At 38.9% G+C, this 20,394-nt stretch carries 21 protein-coding genes; 14 read left to right on the top strand and 7 right to left on the bottom strand.

Translation table 11 applies throughout. From position 1 onward, the window contains the following. Positions 1–114 precede the first annotated feature (114 nt). The 5 genes from G521_RS0104525 to G521_RS0104505 all read right to left on the bottom strand — a co-directional run bounded on the left by G521_RS0104525 (position 115) and on the right by G521_RS0104505 (position 2,986). Positions 115–642, bottom strand: a complete 528-nt coding sequence (locus G521_RS0104525) for a DinB family protein (protein WP_026897475.1) — start codon at positions 640–642, stop codon at positions 115–117. A gap of 81 nt (positions 643–723) precedes the next feature. After that, the gene (locus G521_RS0104520) at positions 724–1,233 is read right to left on the bottom strand and encodes a lactoylglutathione lyase family protein (RefSeq protein WP_026897474.1); all 510 of its coding nucleotides are present in this window, start codon (positions 1,231–1,233) and stop codon (positions 724–726) included. Between the two features lie 94 nt (positions 1,234–1,327). Then, entirely contained in the window at positions 1,328–1,852 is a 525-nt protein-coding gene (locus G521_RS0104515; protein WP_026897473.1) for a hypothetical protein, read from the bottom strand. A 301-nt stretch (positions 1,853–2,153) separates the two neighbouring features. Then, complete coding sequence (locus G521_RS0104510; protein WP_026897472.1) at positions 2,154–2,348, bottom strand: hypothetical protein; 195 nt, start codon at positions 2,346–2,348, stop codon at positions 2,154–2,156. A 173-nt stretch (positions 2,349–2,521) separates the two neighbouring features. After that, positions 2,522–2,986, bottom strand: a complete 465-nt coding sequence (locus G521_RS0104505; RefSeq protein WP_026897471.1) for a hypothetical protein — start codon at positions 2,984–2,986, stop codon at positions 2,522–2,524. Between the two features lie 367 nt (positions 2,987–3,353). Between G521_RS0104505 and ruvX the strand changes: the two genes are divergently transcribed. The 8 genes from ruvX (at position 3,354) to G521_RS0104460 (ending at position 10,407) form a co-directional block, all read left to right on the top strand. Continuing rightward, on the top strand, positions 3,354–3,776 hold the full coding sequence (gene ruvX, locus G521_RS0104500) for a Holliday junction resolvase RuvX (protein WP_026897470.1): 423 nt from the start codon (positions 3,354–3,356) through the stop codon (positions 3,774–3,776). Between the two features lie 16 nt (positions 3,777–3,792). After that, a complete protein-coding gene (recQ, locus tag G521_RS0104495; protein ID WP_026897469.1) occupies positions 3,793–5,916 on the top strand; it encodes a DNA helicase RecQ in 2,124 nt (707 codons plus the stop codon). A 129-nt stretch (positions 5,917–6,045) separates the two neighbouring features. After that, a complete protein-coding gene (locus G521_RS0104485) occupies positions 6,046–6,684 on the top strand; it encodes an O-methyltransferase (RefSeq protein ID WP_026897468.1) in 639 nt (212 codons plus the stop codon). Positions 6,685–6,686: 2 nt separating this feature from the next. Further along, positions 6,687–7,373 (top strand): glucosaminidase domain-containing protein, encoded by a 687-nt coding sequence (locus tag G521_RS0104480; protein WP_036678153.1) that lies wholly within the window; start codon positions 6,687–6,689, stop codon positions 7,371–7,373. A gap of 7 nt (positions 7,374–7,380) precedes the next feature. Further along, a complete protein-coding gene (locus tag G521_RS0104475; RefSeq protein WP_026897466.1) occupies positions 7,381–8,196 on the top strand; it encodes a glucosaminidase domain-containing protein in 816 nt (271 codons plus the stop codon). 77 nt (positions 8,197–8,273) lie between these two features. Then, entirely contained in the window at positions 8,274–9,020 is a 747-nt protein-coding gene (locus tag G521_RS0104470) for a peptidase associated/transthyretin-like domain-containing protein (protein WP_026897465.1), read from the top strand. Between the two features lie 5 nt (positions 9,021–9,025). After that, positions 9,026–9,355, top strand: a complete 330-nt coding sequence (locus G521_RS0104465; protein WP_026897464.1) for a hypothetical protein — start codon at positions 9,026–9,028, stop codon at positions 9,353–9,355. Positions 9,356–9,402: 47 nt separating this feature from the next. After that, complete coding sequence (locus G521_RS0104460; RefSeq protein ID WP_036678150.1) at positions 9,403–10,407, top strand: DUF3078 domain-containing protein; 1,005 nt, start codon at positions 9,403–9,405, stop codon at positions 10,405–10,407. 90 nt (positions 10,408–10,497) lie between these two features. On the opposite strand, the gene G521_RS0104455 is transcribed toward G521_RS0104460, so the two are convergent. Further along, positions 10,498–12,936: a DUF5916 domain-containing protein gene (locus tag G521_RS0104455; RefSeq protein WP_026897462.1), complete on the bottom strand. Its 2,439-nt coding sequence runs from the start codon at positions 12,934–12,936 to the stop codon at positions 10,498–10,500. A 430-nt stretch (positions 12,937–13,366) separates the two neighbouring features. Between G521_RS0104455 and ffh the strand changes: the two genes are divergently transcribed. The 6 genes from ffh (at position 13,367) to def (ending at position 19,695) form a co-directional block, all read left to right on the top strand. After that, positions 13,367–14,707, top strand: a complete 1,341-nt coding sequence (gene ffh / locus G521_RS0104450; protein ID WP_026897461.1) for a signal recognition particle protein — start codon at positions 13,367–13,369, stop codon at positions 14,705–14,707. A gap of 97 nt (positions 14,708–14,804) precedes the next feature. Further along, complete coding sequence (locus G521_RS0104445; RefSeq protein WP_026897460.1) at positions 14,805–16,343, top strand: YifB family Mg chelatase-like AAA ATPase; 1,539 nt, start codon at positions 14,805–14,807, stop codon at positions 16,341–16,343. 125 nt (positions 16,344–16,468) lie between these two features. Further along, positions 16,469–17,116, top strand: coding sequence for a peptide-methionine (S)-S-oxide reductase MsrA (msrA, locus tag G521_RS0104440; protein WP_026897459.1), 648 nt, complete (start codon positions 16,469–16,471; stop codon positions 17,114–17,116). Positions 17,117–17,210: 94 nt separating this feature from the next. Continuing rightward, complete coding sequence (locus G521_RS0104435; RefSeq protein WP_026897458.1) at positions 17,211–17,771, top strand: YciE/YciF ferroxidase family protein; 561 nt, start codon at positions 17,211–17,213, stop codon at positions 17,769–17,771. Between the two features lie 76 nt (positions 17,772–17,847). Beyond that, positions 17,848–19,080 (top strand): M16 family metallopeptidase, encoded by a 1,233-nt coding sequence (locus tag G521_RS0104430; RefSeq protein WP_026897457.1) that lies wholly within the window; start codon positions 17,848–17,850, stop codon positions 19,078–19,080. Between the two features lie 24 nt (positions 19,081–19,104). Next, positions 19,105–19,695 (top strand): peptide deformylase, encoded by a 591-nt coding sequence (gene def / locus G521_RS0104425; RefSeq protein WP_026897456.1) that lies wholly within the window; start codon positions 19,105–19,107, stop codon positions 19,693–19,695. Positions 19,696–19,706: 11 nt separating this feature from the next. Here def and G521_RS0104420 read toward each other — a convergent pair whose 3' ends face one another. After that, entirely contained in the window at positions 19,707–20,345 is a 639-nt protein-coding gene (locus tag G521_RS0104420) for a carboxypeptidase-like regulatory domain-containing protein (protein WP_026897455.1), read from the bottom strand. Positions 20,346–20,394 lie beyond the last annotated feature (49 nt).

Genomic DNA, 20,394 nt, shown 5'->3' with positions numbered 1-20,394 from the left:
ATGCCAATTGATTAGTTTGGGGATTTTATAAAGGTTTGAAAATTTGCGAAGTATAGGAAATTCGGTGCATGCCATGCCGGATAGCAAAGCACTTTTATCCGTTCGTCATTTTCGTTAACAATTATTTTGCGGGAGATATTTTATAGAAATTTCAATTCTTTTTCTTTGTCTCAGGTGATGTCTCAAATGCAATTCAGAAAATTGAAACCATTCCCGGGCGTTGAAGTATCCAAGTCCGGGGTGTCTTGTTTTGCCTGATGATACGTTTTCATTAATTTTTTTCCACTGCTGATTTAATTGGGTTTTTAAAAAATGCATTTCCTCAAGTAACTCGGTTTTTTTTACCGGTTGCTTTACATTTTGAGATGACGGGGAATCATTTTTAATTCTTTCATTGGGGAATTCATTATTGGCAAATATAAGTCCGGCATTTTCCTCCATTTGTTCCAGACTATTTTCATGGTGGGTCAGACAATATTCGATTTGCCCAATATAATAACTTGTTTCATTAATCAGGTGCCGGAAAACCTGACCAAGTGACCAGTTTTCGGAATCAGGTTTTGCAACTAAAGTGTCGAAGTCATATTGTTTTAAAGCAGTAATCCAGATATCAAGCGTTTCGTTGAGTTTGTCAACATTCATGATAATCAATTTATGAAACAGAAAATGTTGCGGTATCCATGGACCCGCAAATTAAACACTCTTGAAATTGTATGCAGTCTTCTATTTTTGATATGCTCCAGAAGAATAAGTTAATTCATAACTATGTGTATAAATTTCAAAAATAATTCCGAATGGATCTTCTACATAAACCATTTTGTAGGGTTTTTCATTAGGATAATATTCCCTTATCGGCATACGCTGCTTGCCACCGTTCTCAACAATTTTATTAGTTAAGCCTTCAATGTCTGGATCCTGAACACAAAAATGAAACAGACCCGTATTAAAAGGTTTAAATTCAGGAGCATTTTTTTCTCCATTCGGAAAACTAAATAGTTCTATTCCTATTCCATCCGAAGTAGACATATGCGCAATTTCAAATTCTTGCCAATCTTCACCAAACACATCAATACACATTTGGCCAATAGCAGTTTCTCTTTCTTTTTTAACAATAGATGGTTTCATAATGATATACCATCCCATTACTTCATTGTAGAATTTTACCGCCCCTTCTATATCGGGTACTGAAATTCCAATGTGTGAAAATGACCTTGGATACTTAATATCTTTCATAAATTCAAAGTAATAAAAAACACCGGCTTTATAAAACCACTGCAACACCTATTGTTTAAAGCTGTTGTTGTTCTTTCGTACTTTTTAGTTTCGTTTAACTATTTAACTCCTTACCTACGTCTGGTTCGATTAACTTTTTTCGTTGCTCAATTTTATCTTCTAATTTGTCTAATAGGTATATAATTATTAAAGGAAATCCATTTATCATCAATAAAAAATCAGTGGTTGCATTTGTATTGTAGCCTACTGAAAATCCCGACAATGAAAGTGCAAAATCCGGTATAAACCTATCTGACCAATCAAAACCGAACGAAAATCTAATTCCAGAGAAATAACCGAACGCAATTGATGAGATGCTAAATTGAAGGACTTGAATTATTTGATTCCATAGAGAGAGGTTTATGCCTTTTATATTTGCTACTCGTAAAAGATTACCACAATATATGGAAAATCCAAATAGACTAAATCCAAAAATATATAGGAGCATAGTTAAGCCACCTAAAGTTGATTCCTGAATAAATAGTTGGATCGCTGCGTAAACTCCATAAATTCCACCAGCTATTTGGTAATAGCCTAATGCTCTCATTCTCTCTTCAATTTCGAAGGAAATTAATCTCATAATTTTGAATTTTGGTAGGGCGGACAACGTTGATACTTGGTGCAGTGCTGGATAAAAAGCAGTGTCTTAACATTCTAGCACTAAAGATATTATAAAATCCCAACTTTCATAAACCACCGGAACCGGCATTGCTGCAAACTGTTGTTAGCTGTTGGTTTGATACGAAAAGTTCGTCGTCTTTCAACACTGTATTTTTTCTGAGGACGTTCTTATAGTAATAATTACATGCTAAGAATATTGAGAAGATGGCTCCCGGTGCTCAATCTATAAACACCAAGAGTTTGGTCTAGGTCTTGGAGCGTTAATAAAATACTTTTGAGCTATGTTTAGAAGAATGCCGAATCATTTCTCCAATATCTGTTACATTTCTTGAATAGATTCTTACTTTTTCTAAGTCAACGTTGTGACCCTTATAGCCGATGTAAGCTAAGAAAAAGTATGTACCGGATGAAAGTAAAATCAGAGTTGAATAGATTTTTGCCTTGATCGTAGTCATTTTAAATTCACGGTGTATTTTGCTCCGTAGTTTTAAAATTACAACTAACAAGTAAGGATACGCATGTTATCACTTAAGATAAAACCCTGCGTATCTATTTCCAATAGCTCAATATCTTTTTATTAATTTTCTTACAGCTCAAATACAAAAGCCATTACGGAAACGGCAGCGTTTTAGTGTTTAATTTCCAGATCCAGCTGCCTTCCTTCTTCAAATGCTTTTTTGTCCATTCCTGTACCTATTGCAATTCCGATAGCCAGACCAATTGGCAATCCTATACCTAAAAAAGCCATATTCCCGACGCTTGCTCCAAAAGCAACACCAAGCGGAATCCCAATTGCAGCCATTCCAACCGCTAACCAGATATTACGATAATAATTTTTAGGCACCAGCTTCAGGTCTTTTTCAAGGGATTTGATAATGGTTGTTTGTTTTCTCTTTAATGTTTTCCTTAATTCAGCTTCTGAGCCTGAAATTGAATTCAGCTCGTCAATATCATGATTAACAGAGAGCACCAACGAGTCTGGCAAATCCCTTTTTCGCATTTCACTGAGTAGTTTTTCAAATTGAAGATATACACCTTTAAGTTTAATGTTTTTATCAATCTCTGATGTTGAATTTAGCTCTTTGATATTCATTTATCTGGTTTATTTATATTAAGCACAACGTATTGCCCCTTTGCGAAGGCGGATTAAGCACTAAACTTTTCATAGGAAAAAAGTGAAATTTAATTGTCTACTGATCTGACACTTTAGGTAGACCGATGTTACTTAAAGGTATTCGATTTGTTTATGCAGCATTTTACAGCAGTGCCGTAAATTGTCTTAAAGATAAATTTGATAATTAATTTTGAGTTATATCCGCATCTTTTTGCTGTCATGTTTTTAAAAATAAGCCCCATGCATATCCCCCGAGTATTTTACCAACAGTCAAATATTCTACCGGTTCACAATCCTATCTTTGCAGCAAAAATTATAAATAATACATACCAAGCACTAAACTACAATGGCCCGCATCCTTGCTTTTGATTATGGAACCAAACGTATCGGCATGGCTGTTACAGATCCTTTGCAGCTGATTGCTACCGGCTTGGGAACCATACATCCGAAAGACGTGGCCGAATATTTAAAAAAATATATGCTTGCCGAGCAGGTAGAATTATTTGTGGTTGGCGAACCCAAACAAATGGACGGCTCGCCATCACAATCGGCCCAGCATGTAAAAGGTTTTATCACGCTGTTAAAAAAGAGCTTTCCGCATATTCCCATTGAAAGCATCGACGAACGTTTTACTTCCAAAATGGCTGCGGCAACCATTGCTCAAAGCGGTTTTAAAAAATCAGACCGCCAGAATAAGGAACGGGTGGATACTATTTCGGCTACCATTATTCTGCAGTCCTACCTCGAAAAAAAGAATTATCTTCTATAAAAAACCCGTCTGTTCTATGATATCATCCGCTCAGGAAATTCTTAAAAAGTATTTCGGTTTCGACCAGTTTCGCCCTCATCAGGCCGAAATTATTGAACGGGTTCTGGATAAAAAAGATGCCTTAGTTCTAATGCCTACCGGCGGAGGAAAATCCATTTGTTTCCAGATTCCGGCCATGCTGATGGACGGAACCTGTATTGTGGTTTCGCCCCTAATTTCACTCATGAAAGATCAGGTTGACGCTCTGAAAGTGAATGGCATCAGCGCCGAATTTTTAAACAGCACACAAAATTATAATCAGCAACAGGAAATTCTGGAAGCCTGCTTCCGCGGAGACATTAAATTGCTGTACGTCTCTCCCGAAAAACTGCTCACTGATCTGGACCAAATTACCCGGATGGCAAAACCGGCTTTGTTTGCAATTGACGAAGCACATTGTATTTCTTCATGGGGACATGATTTCAGGCCTGAATACATTCAAATGGGTTTTTTAAGGGAGCGGTTTCCCGAAATTCCTTTTATTGCCTTAACCGCTACCGCCGATAAGGTGACACGAAAAGATATCAGCAAACAATTAAAATTGCGTGAACCCAAACTCTTTGTTTCTTCATTTGACCGGAAAAACCTCAGCCTGGATGTCCGCATCGGCGTAAAGCCAAAACAAAAAACAGAAGAGATCATTAGTTTTATAAAAAGCCGCAATAATCAAAGCGGAATAATCTATTGTCTAAGCCGCAATAAATGCGAAGAGGTAGCCGAAAAACTGAAGTCGGCGGGAATTAAGGCTGATTTTTATCATGCCGGCATGGATGCGGATGACCGGTCAAGCGTGCAGGAAGATTTTATTAATGATGACCTGCAGATTGTGTGCGCCACCATTGCCTTCGGTATGGGAATCGATAAATCCAATGTACGCTGGGTGATCCACTTTAACATGCCCAAAAACATGGAGGGCTATTACCAGGAAATTGGTCGTGCCGGCCGCGATGGTTTGCCTTCTGAAACCATTTTGTATTACAGCTATGCAGATATAATTTTACTGAACAAGTTTGCCAGCGAAGGCGGACAGGCTCAGATTAATTTAGAAAAATTAAAGCGTATTCAGCACTATGCCGAGGCCGACAGCTGCCGCCGCAAGATATTGCTGAATTATTTTTCGGAAACACTGCCGGAGAATTGCGGCAACTGCGATGTCTGCAAAAATCCCAGAAAACATTTCGACGGAACAGTCATTGTGCAGAAAGCCTTATCCGCCATTGTCCGCATGTCAGAAAAAGAAGGTTCGCAAATGGTTATTGATGTATTGCGGGGATCTATGCGGGCAGAAATTACCCATGCAAAATATGATCAGCTGAAAACACATGGTGCCGGCTCGGATATCAGCAGTCTGGACTGGCAGCGCTACCTCATGCAAATGCTGAATCTGGGTGTACTGGAAATTGCTTACGATGAAAATTTTGCGCTGAAACTTACCGCTGCCGGCAGAGATATTTTATTCGGGAAAAAGCGGATTGAACTTACAGTGTTGCAGGTGCTGGATTTGAAAGAGATTTCCTCCCGGGAGAAAAAAGTGAAACGGGTGCTTGCTCCCACCGAAGAACTGTTCGACATCCTGCGAAACGTTCGCCGTGATTTTGCGATGAAAGAAAACGTTCCGGCGTATATCATATTCAGCGATGCTACCCTGCAGGCTATGGCTTCAGAAAAGCCGAGAAACCAAATTCAAATGCTGGAAATTACAGGCGTTGGCGAGCATAAAATGGAACGCTACGGACAGGCATTCATAAACGCAATTCTGGATTTTCTGGGCGAATCAAAAAAACAAAGAGGCGATACCTACCGCGAAACACTTTTACTTTATCAGCAGGGCTTAAAGCCCGAGGAGATAGCCAGCCAACGAAAAATGAGTCCGCAGACTGCGTATTCTCATTTGGCTTACTTATATCTCCGCGGAAACATCAGCAGTCTGGAAGAATTTGTAAGCTGGACAGAGGTAGATCAGGTTAAAAAGGCGCTTCGGTTTTTAGGCGGAAAGAGTAAAGCCATGAAACCGATTTTTGACCATCTTAATGAAAGTATTTCCTATTTAAAAATCCGCCTGGCCTTAGCGGTGATAGAAAAAGAGGAAGAAGAAAAGTAGTAGCGGGAAGCGGTTATTCAAACAAAATCTTCACCATATTTCATGAATTACTGAGTAAAAAATTCTGCTTTTCGTTTGACTTTTTTGGGCTGAAAATCGCAAAAAATAAAAATTATTATCTTTGCGCCCATGGAGTTATTAAGCGATGAACTTACAAACTACCTGGAGAAACATTGTGAACCTGAGGATGATCTGCTCAAACACATCAACCGGGAGACACATTTAAAGGTATTAATGCCCCGCATGCTTTCGGGTCATTACCAGGGCCGGGTGTTAAGCATGCTGAGTAAATTAACTCATCCGGCACGCATTCTTGAAATTGGCACCTATACCGGATATGCTACTTTATGCCTTGCAGAAGGGCTTTCTGAAAACGGAATCATCCACACAATTGATAAGAATACCGAACTGGAAGATATGGTCTCCGCCAGTTTTAATCAATCATCTTACAGTTCAAAAATTCGCTATCATCTGGGAAATGCGCTGAATATTATTCCGGAACTGGACGAAACCTTCGACCTTGTTTTTATTGATGCTGATAAGAAAAACAACGGCACATATTACGAGCTGATTTTTGACAAACTGAGATCCGGAGGGTTGATAATTGTCGACAATGTTTTGTGGAGCGGTAAAGTTCTTTCTGCAAAAGCTACAGACACAGACACCTTAGAAATAAATAAATTTAATTTGATGGTAAACAATGATTCGCGGGTTGAGAAGTTAATACTTCCGGTACGCGACGGTTTGCTGATTATCAGAAAAAAATAATTATGAGAAAAATTTTATCGATCGTACTTATACTCATAAGTAGTGTATCAATAGCACAAACAAGCGGTCCGAATTATATAGAAACGTATAAAGATCTGGCCATCCAGCAAATGAATGAGCATGGTATTCCGGCAAGTGTAATTTTAGCGGTAGCCATGCATGAATCTGGCAACGGCACAAGTAAAATTGCCCGGTACATGAACAATCATTTTGGGATGAAAGGCCGCAACTCCAACAAACAAATTCGGTCTTCCTATAAAGATTACAGCTCTGCACAGTCTTCTTATCAGGACTTTATTTCCATGATGGCTAACCGGAAACAGTTTAGCTACTTATTTAATAAATACTCTGACTACGATTACCGTAACTGGGTTTTAGGTATTGGTCGCGGAGGTTACGCGGCCAGTAAAACATGGGCGAGCCAGGTTTTAGGAACCATCAAAAAATATAAATTATACCGGTTTGATAATCGCCCTGCAGATTATGCAGAAGCCGCAGGGTATAATAAGCCGATTGGCCCTTCTAAAACCAGCATTAAAACTGCTTCGAGTGTTAAGATCTACAAAGTGAAAAAAGGCGACAGCTTAAATGAGATTGCTGATAAATTTGGTCTTTCTGTTAAAAAAATCAAGCAGAAAAACGCCCTGAGAAGCAATACTTTACAAATTGGCCAAAAATTAAAGCTTTAGTCGGTATATGAAACCATCCCTTTTGATCCTGCTATTTACAACCATTATTCTAAGTTCCTGCAGTACCAAAAAGCTTACTGTAAATACGCCTGCTGCTCCGGCAAGGCAAAAAGTGCTTTCAGAAAATACGCTCATTAACCGGTATTCTGGTCTGGATTATATTAACCGCTATAAAGCTATCGCGATAAGCGAAATGAATAAATCGGGAATTCCGGCAAGCATTACATTGGCGCAGGGATTACTCGAATCCGGAAACGGAAACAGCACCCTTGCCCGCGAGGCGAATAATCATTTCGGTATTAAGTGCACACCCGAATGGCGTGGCAAAACTGTATTGAGAGATGATGATAAAATTGATGATTGTTTCAGGGTTTACTCCAACGCCGAAGAATCGTTCAGAGATCATTCAGAATTTTTAAAACGGAAACGTTATGCATCCTTGTTTGAGCTGGATAAAAATGATTATCAGGGTTGGGCTTACGGTTTAAAACAGGCAGGTTATGCTACAAATCCGAAATACCCGGAACTGCTGATCAGCCTGGTGCAGCGTTATAATCTGGACCAGTATGACCGAAGGGAAAATGAAAAAGAGAAAATTATCCGGGAGGATAAAGTGCTGGCTCAAATAGTAAACAACATTCCGCAGGAAACGAAAGAAAATGCCCGTCCCGCCGTGGCTATGAAAATTTACGAGGTAAAAAAGGGCGATACGTTGTATTCTATTAGTCGTCGATTTTCATTAACGATAGAGGAAATCAGGATTTTGAACAACCTGCAGAAAGAAGATATTCAATTGGGTCAGTTATTGCTGGTGTCTAAATAATCAGGCTGCATACCTTGTACAATGTTAAGTTTTGTTAAAAGGTATAACCTCAAAATTATTTGCTCTAGTTTTAAGCGATGAAAAAAATAGTTCTTGTCTTCTTTGCTTTTTGTCTGCTGGCCGGAGAACTGATTGCACAGGAAAAATCTATTCAGGGAATTGTGTTTGACCTGAACAGCAAACAAAGACTGACACGGGTTTACATATACAATACCAGTACCGGCAAAGGATTTTACAATAACAGCAAAGGTGAATTTACAACCACTGCATCTGTCGGCGACATTCTGGTTGCTGCTTTACAAGGTTACAATGTAGATACCATCCGGGTGAGCAGCCAAACTACCCTTTTGTTTTACCTGAAGAGCAAAAGTATTCTGCTGAAAGAAGTACGGATTACTGATACCTTAAAAACTCCGCAAGATCAGCTAAAAGAAACCCGCAAAGAATATAAAGACGCCTACAGCAAAGGAACTGTAAAGGATGTGTTTACCCAGGGCGGCAGCAGTGGTGCGGGGGGTGCCGGACTCAGCATCAACGCTCTTTATAATTTGCTTAGCCGCGAAGGGAAAAATGCACGACAACTGCAGCGCATTATAGAACGAGATTATAACGAGGCGATGATTAATTACCGCTACAACCCAAATCTGGTGTCGAGCGTAACAGGTTTAAAAGGCGATAAGCTGGTTGATTTTATCCAGCAATACAAACCTTCTTATAATTTTGTGATTGAAGCATATGACTATGAACTGATCCAGTTTATAAGAAGCAGCTATCAGAAATATGTACAAAATCCATCTGCATTCAGGCTGCCTCCTTTAGAATAGAGTTAATGAGATTCATGATTGTCCACGTTCCATTTCTACCATCTACCGGGATGGCTTTGTTTCCTTTTATTCTGGTTAAATACCTTCATGTAAAAAAAGATAAGCAGATTATTGATCACGAAAAAATTCATCTTCGCCAGCAATTGGAACTGCTGATTGTTCCATTCTATTTGCTTTATTTAATAAACTATTTAATTAATCTGGCAATTTACAAAAATCATCATCAGGCTTACTTAAACATCGTTTTCGAACGCGAAGCATATGAAAAAGACGGTCATACCGATTATCTGAAAAGCAGAAAAATTTGGGCCTGGGTAAACTTTTTAAAAAGATAATGAAAGCTCAATTTTAAATAAACCTCATTTTTAGGTTTATTTGTGAAATGCTTACGCGATTTCTGATCCTATTTTTCTTTTTAAGTTCCGCTATTCTGAATCAATCGAAAGCTCAGGACACGATTCCGAAACCTGATACTTTATTGCTTAATGAACTTCGGCAATATCCGCGGAAGAACAGTCTGCCAGTTGGCAGACCCAATCTGACTTTAAAACCCATAATTCTTCCAGAGTCAGAAATAGATATCCGGATGAATTACTGGCGTAACTGGATTTCTTTCGGCATTAATTTTAACCAGGCTTCTTTTAGTGATAACTGGAGCAGCGGCGGGGTAAATACGCTGGCATTAGGCTCCCAGTTTAATTATAAATCAGATTACACCAAGGATGATAAAAACTTTGTTTCAGAGGTTTTGCTACAATACGGCAAGCTAAAAAACAGGGGGCAACTGGAACGCAAAACCAACGACAGAATATTTTGGGATAATAAAGTGGCTTTAAAACTCTCCAAATCCTGGTATTTCTTCGGATCATTAAACTACGAATCGCAGTTTGACCTGGGCTATTCGTTCAGCAAAAATGCGGAAGGAAAAGAAACCCGCACCCTTTTATCCCGGTTTATGTCGCCCGGTTATTTAACAGAATCTATTGGATTTGAATATAAGCCCGTTAAGTATTTCTTTGTGAGGATAGGAACCGGAACGGCAAGACAAACCTTTGTTCTGGATACGGGCCTGTATCGTACCAATCCAAAAAACTTTGGGGTTACTCCCGGAAAAAGATTCAGGAATGAGCTGGCTTTTCAGGTAGTAGGATCAATTGATAAAGATATTGCAAGCAATATAAATTTAAAAAGCCGCTATGCGATGTTTGCCAGCTACGATAAATTAAGCGGGATAGACCATCGCCTTGATTTAACCATCACTGCACGGGTTAACAAACTAATTAATGTGGCAGTAAGCGGAGTTGCGCTTTATGATGATGACACGGCCAACAAAATTCAGGCAAGCCAAACGCTTTCGCTGGGATTGGTCTATAAAATCAACCGCTAAGACGTTGTAATAAATATTCAATAAAAAAGGTATTCAATAAAAAAGGCATCAGCGAAAGCTGATACCTAATCAAATTAATCATAATCAAAACTATCTTTTGCGGGCCAGCTGCAAATAATCTATGTAGTACAAAATCTTAAATGAAAGACTATTGTTCTGCGGAGACTTAAAAATATGGTCGAAATTATTTCCGTAGCCTTTTAATACTGAATTTTCTGAAGCAATTGAAGCATCTTTCCAGGTAATGGTTAGCTCGCTTCCGGGAGCAAATTGCCATACATAATTCATATCGAGGTTGAAGGTATTAAAGTTTCGGTTTGCGCCTTCCACCCGGTTGCTCGTTGCTTCAAGATTTCCGTCTGCAAGCAAATTATAAAAGTCTTTGTTAATGCGGTTTGACCAGTAATGGCGGGCTCTTAAATTGATTCCCATTTTAGTGTTAAATGTGTATTTGGCATCAACTGAATTTACAACCGTCTGGCGGTCAAAGCGTGAGAATATTGTCTGGTTATTTAATGAACCTACCCAACCGGAATAGTTGAAACGCGGTTCGTAACTAAAATCATTACCTACGCTAAACTTATTATTAATCCGGTAATTCTGATAAAAACCCAGATCGAGTCCTTTTCCTTTAAACCTTTTTTCTGCGGTTATGTATGAGTAAAAACCGGCGTTATATTTTTTAGAATTGTTAGAACTCAGGTTTAGTCCGGCAAATTTATTTCCAAGAGTTCTGTAAACCAATCCGTTTCTGGATTCATAAAAGTCATTTCCTTCTGGTTGCCATTCTACATTTGCATTTACAGACCACAGGTTTTTAAACTGCATATACATTCCGCTACTTGCTACAAAATTCTGATAGGTTCTTGGCTTATATCTCTGGGAATATCTAAGCTGAACAAAAGCATGCAATTCATTATATAATTTTTTGCCCTTGTATAAATTGATCTCTCCAAATACAGAATTATCTAAAAAATTTCTGTTGAATAATATGCCCAGATCATTTTGCTCATAGGTATCGGTGGTTAATTTTTGAAGAAAATTATAAACGAACTTTCCGCTTTGCTTTCCAAACTTAAGGTCATAACTATAGCCTTCCTGCCCGCTGTTAAACTCTCCGCCCTTCAGATAACTTATGCGGCCGGTTCCCTTTATGTTCCAAACATTCTTTTTATCATTCAGATTAAAATCCACCGCAGATACGTTTGCATCATACGCCGAACCCTGACGAAGAACATTGGTATTAATAAAACTTAATGAGGAATTATTTTTAAGAGACTGGTCTAGCACAAAAATATTGTAATTGGTTAAAGGCTGCACTTCCACCAAACGGGTATTTCCTAGATCGTCTTCCAGGGAAGCCTTCATGCGGTTGGTAATGGCATTAAAAAATCCAATTCCCAACCCTTTAGCAGTTCGCCCGGATATTTTTGTCGCATTCAGCAGCTTGCTTTCTGTTGGATATGCAGTAATCCGTTCGCCGGGATTGGTTTCTGCTGGTCCTAAGAAAGTAGGATTTGACCCGATACGACGGGAATAAAACAAATCTCCCTTACTGAAAAGCTCAGTTCCTTCGGTAAAAAATTGCCTGTTCTCATTAAACTGAACTTCAAAAGGTGTAAGGTTTAGTACCTGATTATCTGATTGTACCTGTCCAAAATCCGGAACTAGGGTCATATCCAAAGTGAAACTTTGATTGATACCATATTTAATATCCATCCCGCCATTGAATGAGCCGCTTGTATTTTTAATGCCGGGCTGATTATAAGGGTAGTTGTTTACATAACTTGAAATATAGGGCGAAAAGGATAAACGCATCGGCGCCTTTATATTGGATATTCCTGTCAGCTCGCCGCTCTGATTAATAAATCCATTTTTATTTGGATCAAGGGGATTCCAAAAAAACTGCTCCTGAACATTCTGCCTTTTACGGATCATATTCACTCCCCATTTCTGAATATCATTGCTTGAAAATCTCAATGCAGAATACGGAATTTTCATTTCGACACTCCAGCCCGTTTCATCAATCTTAACATCACTTTCCCATACCGCGTTCCATAATTCATCTTCATTTCCGCTGGCAGAATATTTGGCATCAAACTGCGAGCCGGCAGCGGTTACAAAAAATCCGTTACCATTAATTTTGTCCAGATAGGTATCAAAAACGATCCCGAAGAAATCTGCGTTGCCCACCTGATCGCGGGGCGCCAGTTGCCGGGCAATACTATCCTGGCTAACTTCATGCATTCTAGCAGATACATAAATGGCGGCATTGTCATACACAATGCGTACTTCTGTTTTCTGATTATCTTTCTCCATACGCCCCGGCACAGGTCTTAACTGCACAAAACCGCTTGCTATTGGAGCAGATTTCCAAACCTCGTCATCTAAAATCCCGTCAATTTTAGGAGCCTTATCGATTCTTATGGCATTAATTTTTTTTATCTCAGGTTCCTTATCAGCAGCCCGTACTTCATTAAAAAATGAAATACTTGCTCCAAGCAGGGTAAAAAGTACTAGTTTATTCATCTGTTTAAATTTTTTAGATATTTCTAATCCTGTCATGTTACAGGCAAGTATTCAATTGCTTAATCAATTAGTCATATGACGCTGTGCGGATAAAAAAAGCTGCAGCAACATGTGTTAAATTTTGTTAAAATTTCCCCATCATTATTTTCAGAGAATTTCCTCTTTAATTTCTCTGTTTTGGAATTGTTGAACCAAATGTAGCCTCTGGCGTATAGCACGACAATTACAAAAAGGCAGGAAGCCTGAAGTTTTCGGTAAAGGGCCGAAAAAAGGCGGTGAAATATTTTAGAAGAGTCTATCCTGGTTAATTTAAAGCCGCAATAAATCCCGGAGGAAAAAATTTTTGCAGGAGATTTTAGTCAATATTCTTTACCCTTACCAAGTTCTTTAGAATATTGCTAATTTTGGCCGATTAACATTTTGAGAAACCATGTTTGAAAATTTACAGGATAAACTCGACAGAGCTTTTAAGGTTCTGAAAGGCCAGGGAAGTATAACAGAGATAAACGTTGCCGAAACAATGAAAGAGATTCGCAAAGCTCTTTTAGATGCTGACGTTAACTATAAAACTGCCAAAGCTTTTACTGATGATGTAAAAGAAAAAGCTCTGGGTCAAAATGTTTTAACATCTATTTCGCCGGGTCAGTTGCTAACTAAGGTGATGAATGACGAGTTGACCCAGTTGATGGGAGGAACCGTTCAGGATCTTAACTTAACGACAAATCCCACCATTATTTTGATTGCCGGATTAAACGGAGCGGGAAAAACCACGTTCACCGGTAAGCTGGCAAATTTTTTAAAAACTCAAAAAGGCAAAAAGCCTTTACTGATAGCCTGTGACGTTTATCGTCCGGCGGCAATAGACCAGTTACAAATTCTCGGCGGTCAGGTTGGTATTCCTGTATTTACAGATGCTGATTCTAAGGATCCGGTTTCTATTGCAAAAGCCGGTATCGCCGAAGCAAAAAAGAACGGAAACAATGTTGTAATTATTGATACCGCCGGTCGTTTGGCTATTGACGAGCAGATGATGAATGAGATTGCGGATGTAAAAGCTGCAACCAATCCGCATGAGATCTTATTTGTGGTTGATGCCATGACAGGGCAGGATGCGGTAAATACAGCCAAAGCTTTCAATGATCGTTTAGATTTCACAGGTGTTGTTTTAACCAAACTGGATGGTGATACCCGTGGTGGTGCGGCACTTTCCATAAAATCTGTTGTAAATAAGCCCATAAAATTCATCGGAACCGGCGAAAAAATGGAAGCGCTTGATGTATTCTATCCGGACAGAATGGCTTCCCGGATTTTGGGTATGGGTGATGTGGTTTCATTGGTTGAACGTGCACAGCAGCAGTTTGATGAAAAAGAAGCCGCCGAAATCCAGAAAAAGATCCGCAAAAATAAATTCGATTTTAACGATTTTATCAGCCAGATACAGCAGATCAAAAAAATGGGTAACATGAAAGATCTGATGGGCATGATTCCCGGAGTTGGGAAAGCTATAAAAGATATCGATATAGACGATAATGCATTTAAGCCAATTGAATCTATCATCCGTTCGATGACACCGTATGAACGTGAAAACCCGGATTCTATCAATCAAAGCCGAAGAACCAGAATTGCAAACGGATCCGGAACCAATATTACAGAAGTAAACAAACTCATAAAACAGTTTGAAGACATGCGTAAAATGATGAAACAATTTTCAAATCCGGCGGCAGCCGCAAAAATGATGCGTGGTATGCCTAAAATGCCTTTTGGGAAATAATCATTCAAAAAATTGATTTTAAAACCCTGTGCTGATCAAAATGCACAGGGTTTTTTTATAATTAAAATTCTGTATTTTAGGTAAAAAGCTTTCACAAATGCCTGTAAAAACCTTTGGAAGTGCCGTTTATGGAATAGAAGCAATTACCATTACCATCGAAGTCAATATCAGCAGCGGCACCACTTATTTTGTAGTTGGCTTGCCTGATAATGCGGTAAAAGAAAGTATGCTGAGGGTAGAAAGCGCAATCAATAATTCCGGTTATACCATGCCCCGCCAAAAGATTGTGGTTAATCTTGCTCCCGCAGATATTCGTAAAGAAGGATCAGCCTATGACCTTGCTATCGCGATAGGAATTCTTGCCGCTTCAGGCCAGATTGAAAGCGAAAAACTAAAAGAGTATCTTATTATGGGTGAAGTATCACTGGATGGCGGTTTGCAACCTATAAAAGGGGCTTTACCAATTGCTATACAAGGCCGTAAAGATGGATTTAAAGGGTTAATTCTTCCCAAAGCAAATGCCCGCGAAGCCGCTATTGTTACCGATTTTGAAGTGTTTGCGGTAGAAAGTCTTGTTGATGTAATCGGTTTTTTTAACGGAGAAGTCAAGCTTGAAAGAACAGTAGTAAATGCCCGGGAGGAGTTTTTAAATAATGTAAGTAATTATGAAAATGATTTTTCTGATGTTAAAGGTCAGGAAAGTATTAAAAGAGCCCTTGAGATTGCAGCATCCGGTGGGCATAATCTGATTTTAATTGGTCCGCCGGGTGCCGGAAAAACCATGCTGGCTAAAAGGTTGCCTACTATTTTACCACCTTTGGATTTGTATGAAGCGCTCGACACCACCAAAATTCATTCTGTAGCAGGTAAGCTATCCGCTTCAGATTCCTTAATGACTGTAAGGCCATTCCGTTCTCCTCACCATACTATAAGCGATGTTGCACTGGTTGGTGGCGGCACCAATCCACAGCCCGGAGAAATTTCTTTGGCTCATAACGGTGTTCTATTTTTAGACGAGCTTCCCGAATTTAAAAGAACCGTTCTGGAAGTTATGCGGCAGCCTCTGGAAGAAAGAAGAGTGACCATTTCGAGGGCTAAATCCTCTGTTAATTATCCTGCAAGCTTTATGTTGGTTGCTTCTATGAACCCATGCCCCTGCGGTTTTTACAATCATCCGGAAAGAGATTGCATTTGCCCTCCCGGGATTGTTCAAAAATATCTCAGCAAAATATCCGGTCCTCTGCTTGATCGCATTGACTTGCATGTAGAAGTTACTCCGGTAAATTTCAATGAACTATCTTCTGATCGGTTGGCCGAAAAAAGCGACACGATTCGCTTGCGGGTTATAAATGCCCGCAATATTCAGTTAAAGCGATTTGAAGAAAAAGCGGATGTTTTTTGTAATGCTCAGATGAGTCCGAAGACCGTTCGTGATATTTGCCGGATAAACGAAGCTGGTCAGTTATTGCTGAAGCAAGCAATGGAAAAACTCGGGTTATCAGCACGGGCCTATGACCGGATCCTTAAAGTTTCACGAACTATTGCAGACCTGGCCGGAAGTGATGAAATAGACCTGGAGCATTTAGCGGAGGCTATTCACTACAGAAGTTTGGACCGCGAAGGCTGGGCAGGCTAATTCTTAAATACGGTCCATTCTCATTAGCACCAATCAAAGCGCTCCGCGTTTTAAGCTTGACATTCACATTACAGAATGTAAAAGCCAAATTTCGTTGCTTCGCGTATATTGTACTAAAAAATAAAATGAAACTTTTTACATCCGCCCTGGCTTTAATATTTATCTCTTTCGGCATGTTATCATGCAATGCCCAATCTAAGAAAACTGACGTTAAAAAAATCAGGCTGACAGCCCCTCCCGGTAAGGCAATTGCAGCTTTTGCCGAAGGTTGCTTTTGGTGTTCTGAGCATATTTTTGAAGATGTTGCTGGTGTTGATTCAGCTATATCCGGTTATGCAGGTGGAACTACTCCAAACCCAACCTATGACCTTGTTAATACCGAAACAACGGGGCATGCAGAAACCGTGTTGGTTTATTATAATCCTAAAATAGTTAGCTACGCTGAATTAGTAAAAGTATTTTTTGCATCTCATGATCCGACTACAGCAAACCAACAAGGCCCTGACAGAGGATCATCTTACCGCTCTATTTTATTTTATTCCTCAGCCGCCGAACAGAAATTAGCTCAGCAGGGAGTGCGTGAAATAAGTAAATCGGGTAGGTTTAAAAAACCCATAGTAACGGAGTTAAAGCCCTTAAAAGAATTTTACAGAGCAGAAGAGTATCATCAGAATTACATCATAAATAATCCCAATAATACGTATGTAAGAGCAGTATCTATTCCGCGGTACCAGCTTTTTAAGAAAACCTACAAAGGCAAGTTAAAACACTAATTATTATAATAATGAGCTTAGTGGCATGATTATTCCTTAAACCATCTCATAGTGGTAATGTTATTCATCATTGCGAAGTATAAGGAGTAAATCAATGGCAGTAAAACAATCACTTTCAGTAACAGATATTTCGGAAGGAGAAAATTCGGCATTAAGGGCATTTTTTATTGAAGCTTTAAAAGATATTTACTGGGCTGAAAAGAGCTTTTGCAAAGTATTACCCAGAATTGCAAAAAAAACCACTTCTTCCCAATTGCGTGAATTACTTGAGAACCATTTAAGTGAAACCGAAAACCAGGTTGTTAGATTAGAACAGGTTTTTGCCGGACTGGATGAAAAAGCAGAATCTAAGAAGTGCGAAGCCATGGATGGCATGATTAAAGAAGCAGAAAATATTTTATCTGCAACTGAAAACGGATCTATGACTCGTGATGTAGCAATTATTGCCGCCAGTCAGAAAATAGAACATTATGAGATTGCATCTTACGGAACTTTAAGAATACTTGCTGAAGTTCTTGGATTTAATCAGGCTGCAGATCTTTTAAATTTAACTCTGGAAGAAGAAAAGAACACCGACCATAAATTAAACCGAATCGCAGAAAACCATATTCGGGAATCAGCGATGAAAGGGATAATTAACAATGGTAATCTTTAAGCTGATCAATTTCCCAAGTAACCTAAGCAGACTGAAATAAACCTATATTCATAGCTTTTATATAAATTCGCAGAATATGGATTATCAGGTACATTCTCTTTCCAATGGTATTCGAATACTTCACAAACCCAATCCTTCCAGTATTTCCCATGCATGCATCATTTTAAATGCAGGCTCCCGCGATGAAAATAATGCCAATAATGGATTAGCTCATTTTATAGAACATTTGCTGTTTAAAAAAACAGAGCGCCGGAGTACCGCACAGATTTTAAACAGGCTTGAATTAGTCGGCGCAGATTTGAATGCGTATACCACCAAAGAATATACCTGCATTCACGCATCTTTTTTAAATCCACATCTGGAAAGATCTTTAGACTTATTCGAAGATATCGTATTCCATTCAGTATTTCCGGAAGATGAAATGCAGAAGGAAAAGGAAGTCATCCTTGACGAAATATCTTCTTACCAGGATCAGCCGGATGAAGCGGTAAATGATGATTTTGAAGATTTACTTTTTAAAGGCCATTCCCTTGGCAGAAATATCCTGGGAACTCCTGATACTGTGGAAACTTTTAAGAGAGAAGATATCTTTTCGTTTATCAATTCAAATTACAGAACTGATGAAATCATCATCGGTGTATTGGGAAACTATGATTTTAAAAAAGTCATCAAAATTTCAGAGAAAATTTTTGGAGGAATAAAATCTAACTTACCTTCAAGAGAACGTGAAAAAATCAATGCGTATCGGCCTGTTATTCAAACATTCTCCCGGCCAATAAACCAGACTCACTGCGTAATTGGAAATCGTTCATATGATATCCATCACCCATATAAAATAGGTTTTTTACTTTTAAATAATTTGCTGGGCGGAACCGGCATGAGTTCGCGTTTAAATTTAGAAATCAGGGAAAAGCATGGAATTGCTTATTCCATAGAATCGAATTATACACCCATGAGTGATACCGGTATTTTTTCAATCTATTTTGGAACTGATCCAGAAAAAACTGAAAAAGCCATGAAGCTGGTCTATCGCGAATTAAAGAAATTGACTGATAATGCCCTGGGAGCGATACAACTTCACCAGGCAAAACAGAAATTTATTGGCCAGATAGCGCTTGGTGAGGAAAACCGGATGGGCCTGATTATTTCAATGGCAAAAAGTTTGCTGGATTACGGCAAAGTAGATTCCTTGGAGGAAGTTTTTGAAAAAATCAATGCGGTTACGGCTTCTCAACTATTAGAAATAGCCAATCAAATGTTTAATAAAGAGCAACTTTCTACACTTGTTTTCGAACCAAGGCAATCTTAAGTCCTAAAATATTATTTTTGCAACATGAAACTGCCAATTATTGCTTACGGTGATCCGGTATTACGTAAAAAAGCCCTCGACATTCCTCAGGACTATGCCGACCTTGAAGCTCTTATCGCCAATATGTTTGACACCATGTACAATGCCCACGGGGTAGGTATTGCCGCACCTCAGATAGGCATATCCCTGCGCTTATTTGTGATAGATGCCGCTCCCTTTGCAGAAGACGATATCGTATTAAAAAATTTCCGTAAAATTTTTATCAATGCCCAAATACTTGAAGAAACCGGCGATAAATGGTCCTTTAATGAAGGTTGCTTAAGTATTCCGGATATCCGGGAAGATGTGAGTCGGTCGGAAAACCTAACCATTTCTTATTACGATGAAAATTGGGTTCATCATGAAGAGAGTTATTCCGGATTATCTGCCCGGATTATTCAGCATGAATATGATCATATAGAAGGTAAGTTATTTACAGATAAGTTGAGCCCTCTACGCAAAGCCATGCTAAAAAACCGGTTAGATTCTATTTCTAAAGGTTATGTTAAAGTGGACTATAAAATGAAATTTCCAGCTTTAAAGGGGGGAAATAAAGGCGGGAAAAACAGAAGATAGTAATCAAAATATTAGTCTTTGCTCCGGCTTTTATCGCCCTGCATAATTTGCTGAATCAAAGCTCCCCATGCAAATGGATTTAATAAAGGATTAGCCATTCTCTGGTTCATGTTTTTATTAACCAGATTACTATGGTTATTCTGGAAATTATAGCTCTGCATTTCCTGTCCGTCTCGAGGCAGGTTTGCTGAAAGAGCTGAAAGATTTTCTCTGGAAACATTCTTTTTGGCAATCTCCAGATCATCATCTGCAAATTTCATGGTCAGAAATTGCTTCTTAAATTCATCAGTACTAGCCCAGGGATAAACCTGTACAGCGGGGAGGTTAATAGCTTCCTGCTTCAGTTTCATCATCACCGTAAACTTATTATCCGGAAGGTTTATGGGAACAAGGATTCCTTCACGCTTATAGCCGATGGCACTAAAAACGAGTGTATCGCCCTCATGAACTACAAATGAAAAGTATCCTTTATAATTAGCTGAAAATACCTGATTGCGTGACGAAACATTGGTTACCGTTACGTACGGAACAACAGAGTTACTATCAGGATTTATAACAACTCCCGAGAATTGAATTAATCTTTTATCCGGAGTTTGAGCAAAACCGTATCCCGATAATAATATAAAGAAGAGGAACAAGCAATTACGCATAAATCAAATATATCAAAAATCGGACCCAGCTTCTGTTAAATAGTGTTAA

Origin of the sequence: Daejeonella oryzae DSM 19973 (assembly GCF_000422945.1) — a bacterium.
Classification (GTDB): Bacteria; Bacteroidota; Bacteroidia; order Sphingobacteriales; family Sphingobacteriaceae; genus Daejeonella; species Daejeonella oryzae.
This window is presented reverse-complemented; position numbering and strand designations above follow the sequence as displayed.

What these genes read in the sequence shown, in the direction of transcription:
- G521_RS0104525 (WP_026897475.1), bottom strand. Translation starts at nt 642, where the DNA reads ATGAATGTTGACAAACTCAACGAAACGCTTGATATCTGGATTACTGCT.
- G521_RS0104520 (WP_026897474.1), bottom strand. Translation starts at nt 1,233, where the DNA reads ATGAAAGATATTAAGTATCCAAGGTCATTTTCACACATTGGAATTTCA.
- G521_RS0104515 (WP_026897473.1), bottom strand. Translation starts at nt 1,852, where the DNA reads ATGAGATTAATTTCCTTCGAAATTGAAGAGAGAATGAGAGCATTAGGC.
- G521_RS0104510 (WP_026897472.1), bottom strand. Translation starts at nt 2,348, where the DNA reads ATGACTACGATCAAGGCAAAAATCTATTCAACTCTGATTTTACTTTCA.
- G521_RS0104505 (WP_026897471.1), bottom strand. Translation starts at nt 2,986, where the DNA reads ATGAATATCAAAGAGCTAAATTCAACATCAGAGATTGATAAAAACATT.
- ruvX (WP_026897470.1), top strand. Translation starts at nt 3,354, where the DNA reads ATGGCCCGCATCCTTGCTTTTGATTATGGAACCAAACGTATCGGCATG.
- recQ (WP_026897469.1), top strand. Translation starts at nt 3,793, where the DNA reads ATGATATCATCCGCTCAGGAAATTCTTAAAAAGTATTTCGGTTTCGAC.
- G521_RS0104485 (WP_026897468.1), top strand. Translation starts at nt 6,046, where the DNA reads ATGGAGTTATTAAGCGATGAACTTACAAACTACCTGGAGAAACATTGT.
- G521_RS0104480 (WP_036678153.1), top strand. Translation starts at nt 6,687, where the DNA reads ATGAGAAAAATTTTATCGATCGTACTTATACTCATAAGTAGTGTATCA.
- G521_RS0104475 (WP_026897466.1), top strand. Translation starts at nt 7,381, where the DNA reads ATGAAACCATCCCTTTTGATCCTGCTATTTACAACCATTATTCTAAGT.
- G521_RS0104470 (WP_026897465.1), top strand. Translation starts at nt 8,274, where the DNA reads ATGAAAAAAATAGTTCTTGTCTTCTTTGCTTTTTGTCTGCTGGCCGGA.
- G521_RS0104465 (WP_026897464.1), top strand. Translation starts at nt 9,026, where the DNA reads ATGAGATTCATGATTGTCCACGTTCCATTTCTACCATCTACCGGGATG.
- G521_RS0104460 (WP_036678150.1), top strand. Translation starts at nt 9,403, where the DNA reads ATGCTTACGCGATTTCTGATCCTATTTTTCTTTTTAAGTTCCGCTATT.
- G521_RS0104455 (WP_026897462.1), bottom strand. Translation starts at nt 12,936, where the DNA reads ATGAATAAACTAGTACTTTTTACCCTGCTTGGAGCAAGTATTTCATTT.
- ffh (WP_026897461.1), top strand. Translation starts at nt 13,367, where the DNA reads ATGTTTGAAAATTTACAGGATAAACTCGACAGAGCTTTTAAGGTTCTG.
- G521_RS0104445 (WP_026897460.1), top strand. Translation starts at nt 14,805, where the DNA reads ATGCCTGTAAAAACCTTTGGAAGTGCCGTTTATGGAATAGAAGCAATT.
- msrA (WP_026897459.1), top strand. Translation starts at nt 16,469, where the DNA reads ATGAAACTTTTTACATCCGCCCTGGCTTTAATATTTATCTCTTTCGGC.
- G521_RS0104435 (WP_026897458.1), top strand. Translation starts at nt 17,211, where the DNA reads ATGGCAGTAAAACAATCACTTTCAGTAACAGATATTTCGGAAGGAGAA.
- G521_RS0104430 (WP_026897457.1), top strand. Translation starts at nt 17,848, where the DNA reads ATGGATTATCAGGTACATTCTCTTTCCAATGGTATTCGAATACTTCAC.
- def (WP_026897456.1), top strand. Translation starts at nt 19,105, where the DNA reads ATGAAACTGCCAATTATTGCTTACGGTGATCCGGTATTACGTAAAAAA.
- G521_RS0104420 (WP_026897455.1), bottom strand. Translation starts at nt 20,345, where the DNA reads ATGCGTAATTGCTTGTTCCTCTTCTTTATATTATTATCGGGATACGGT.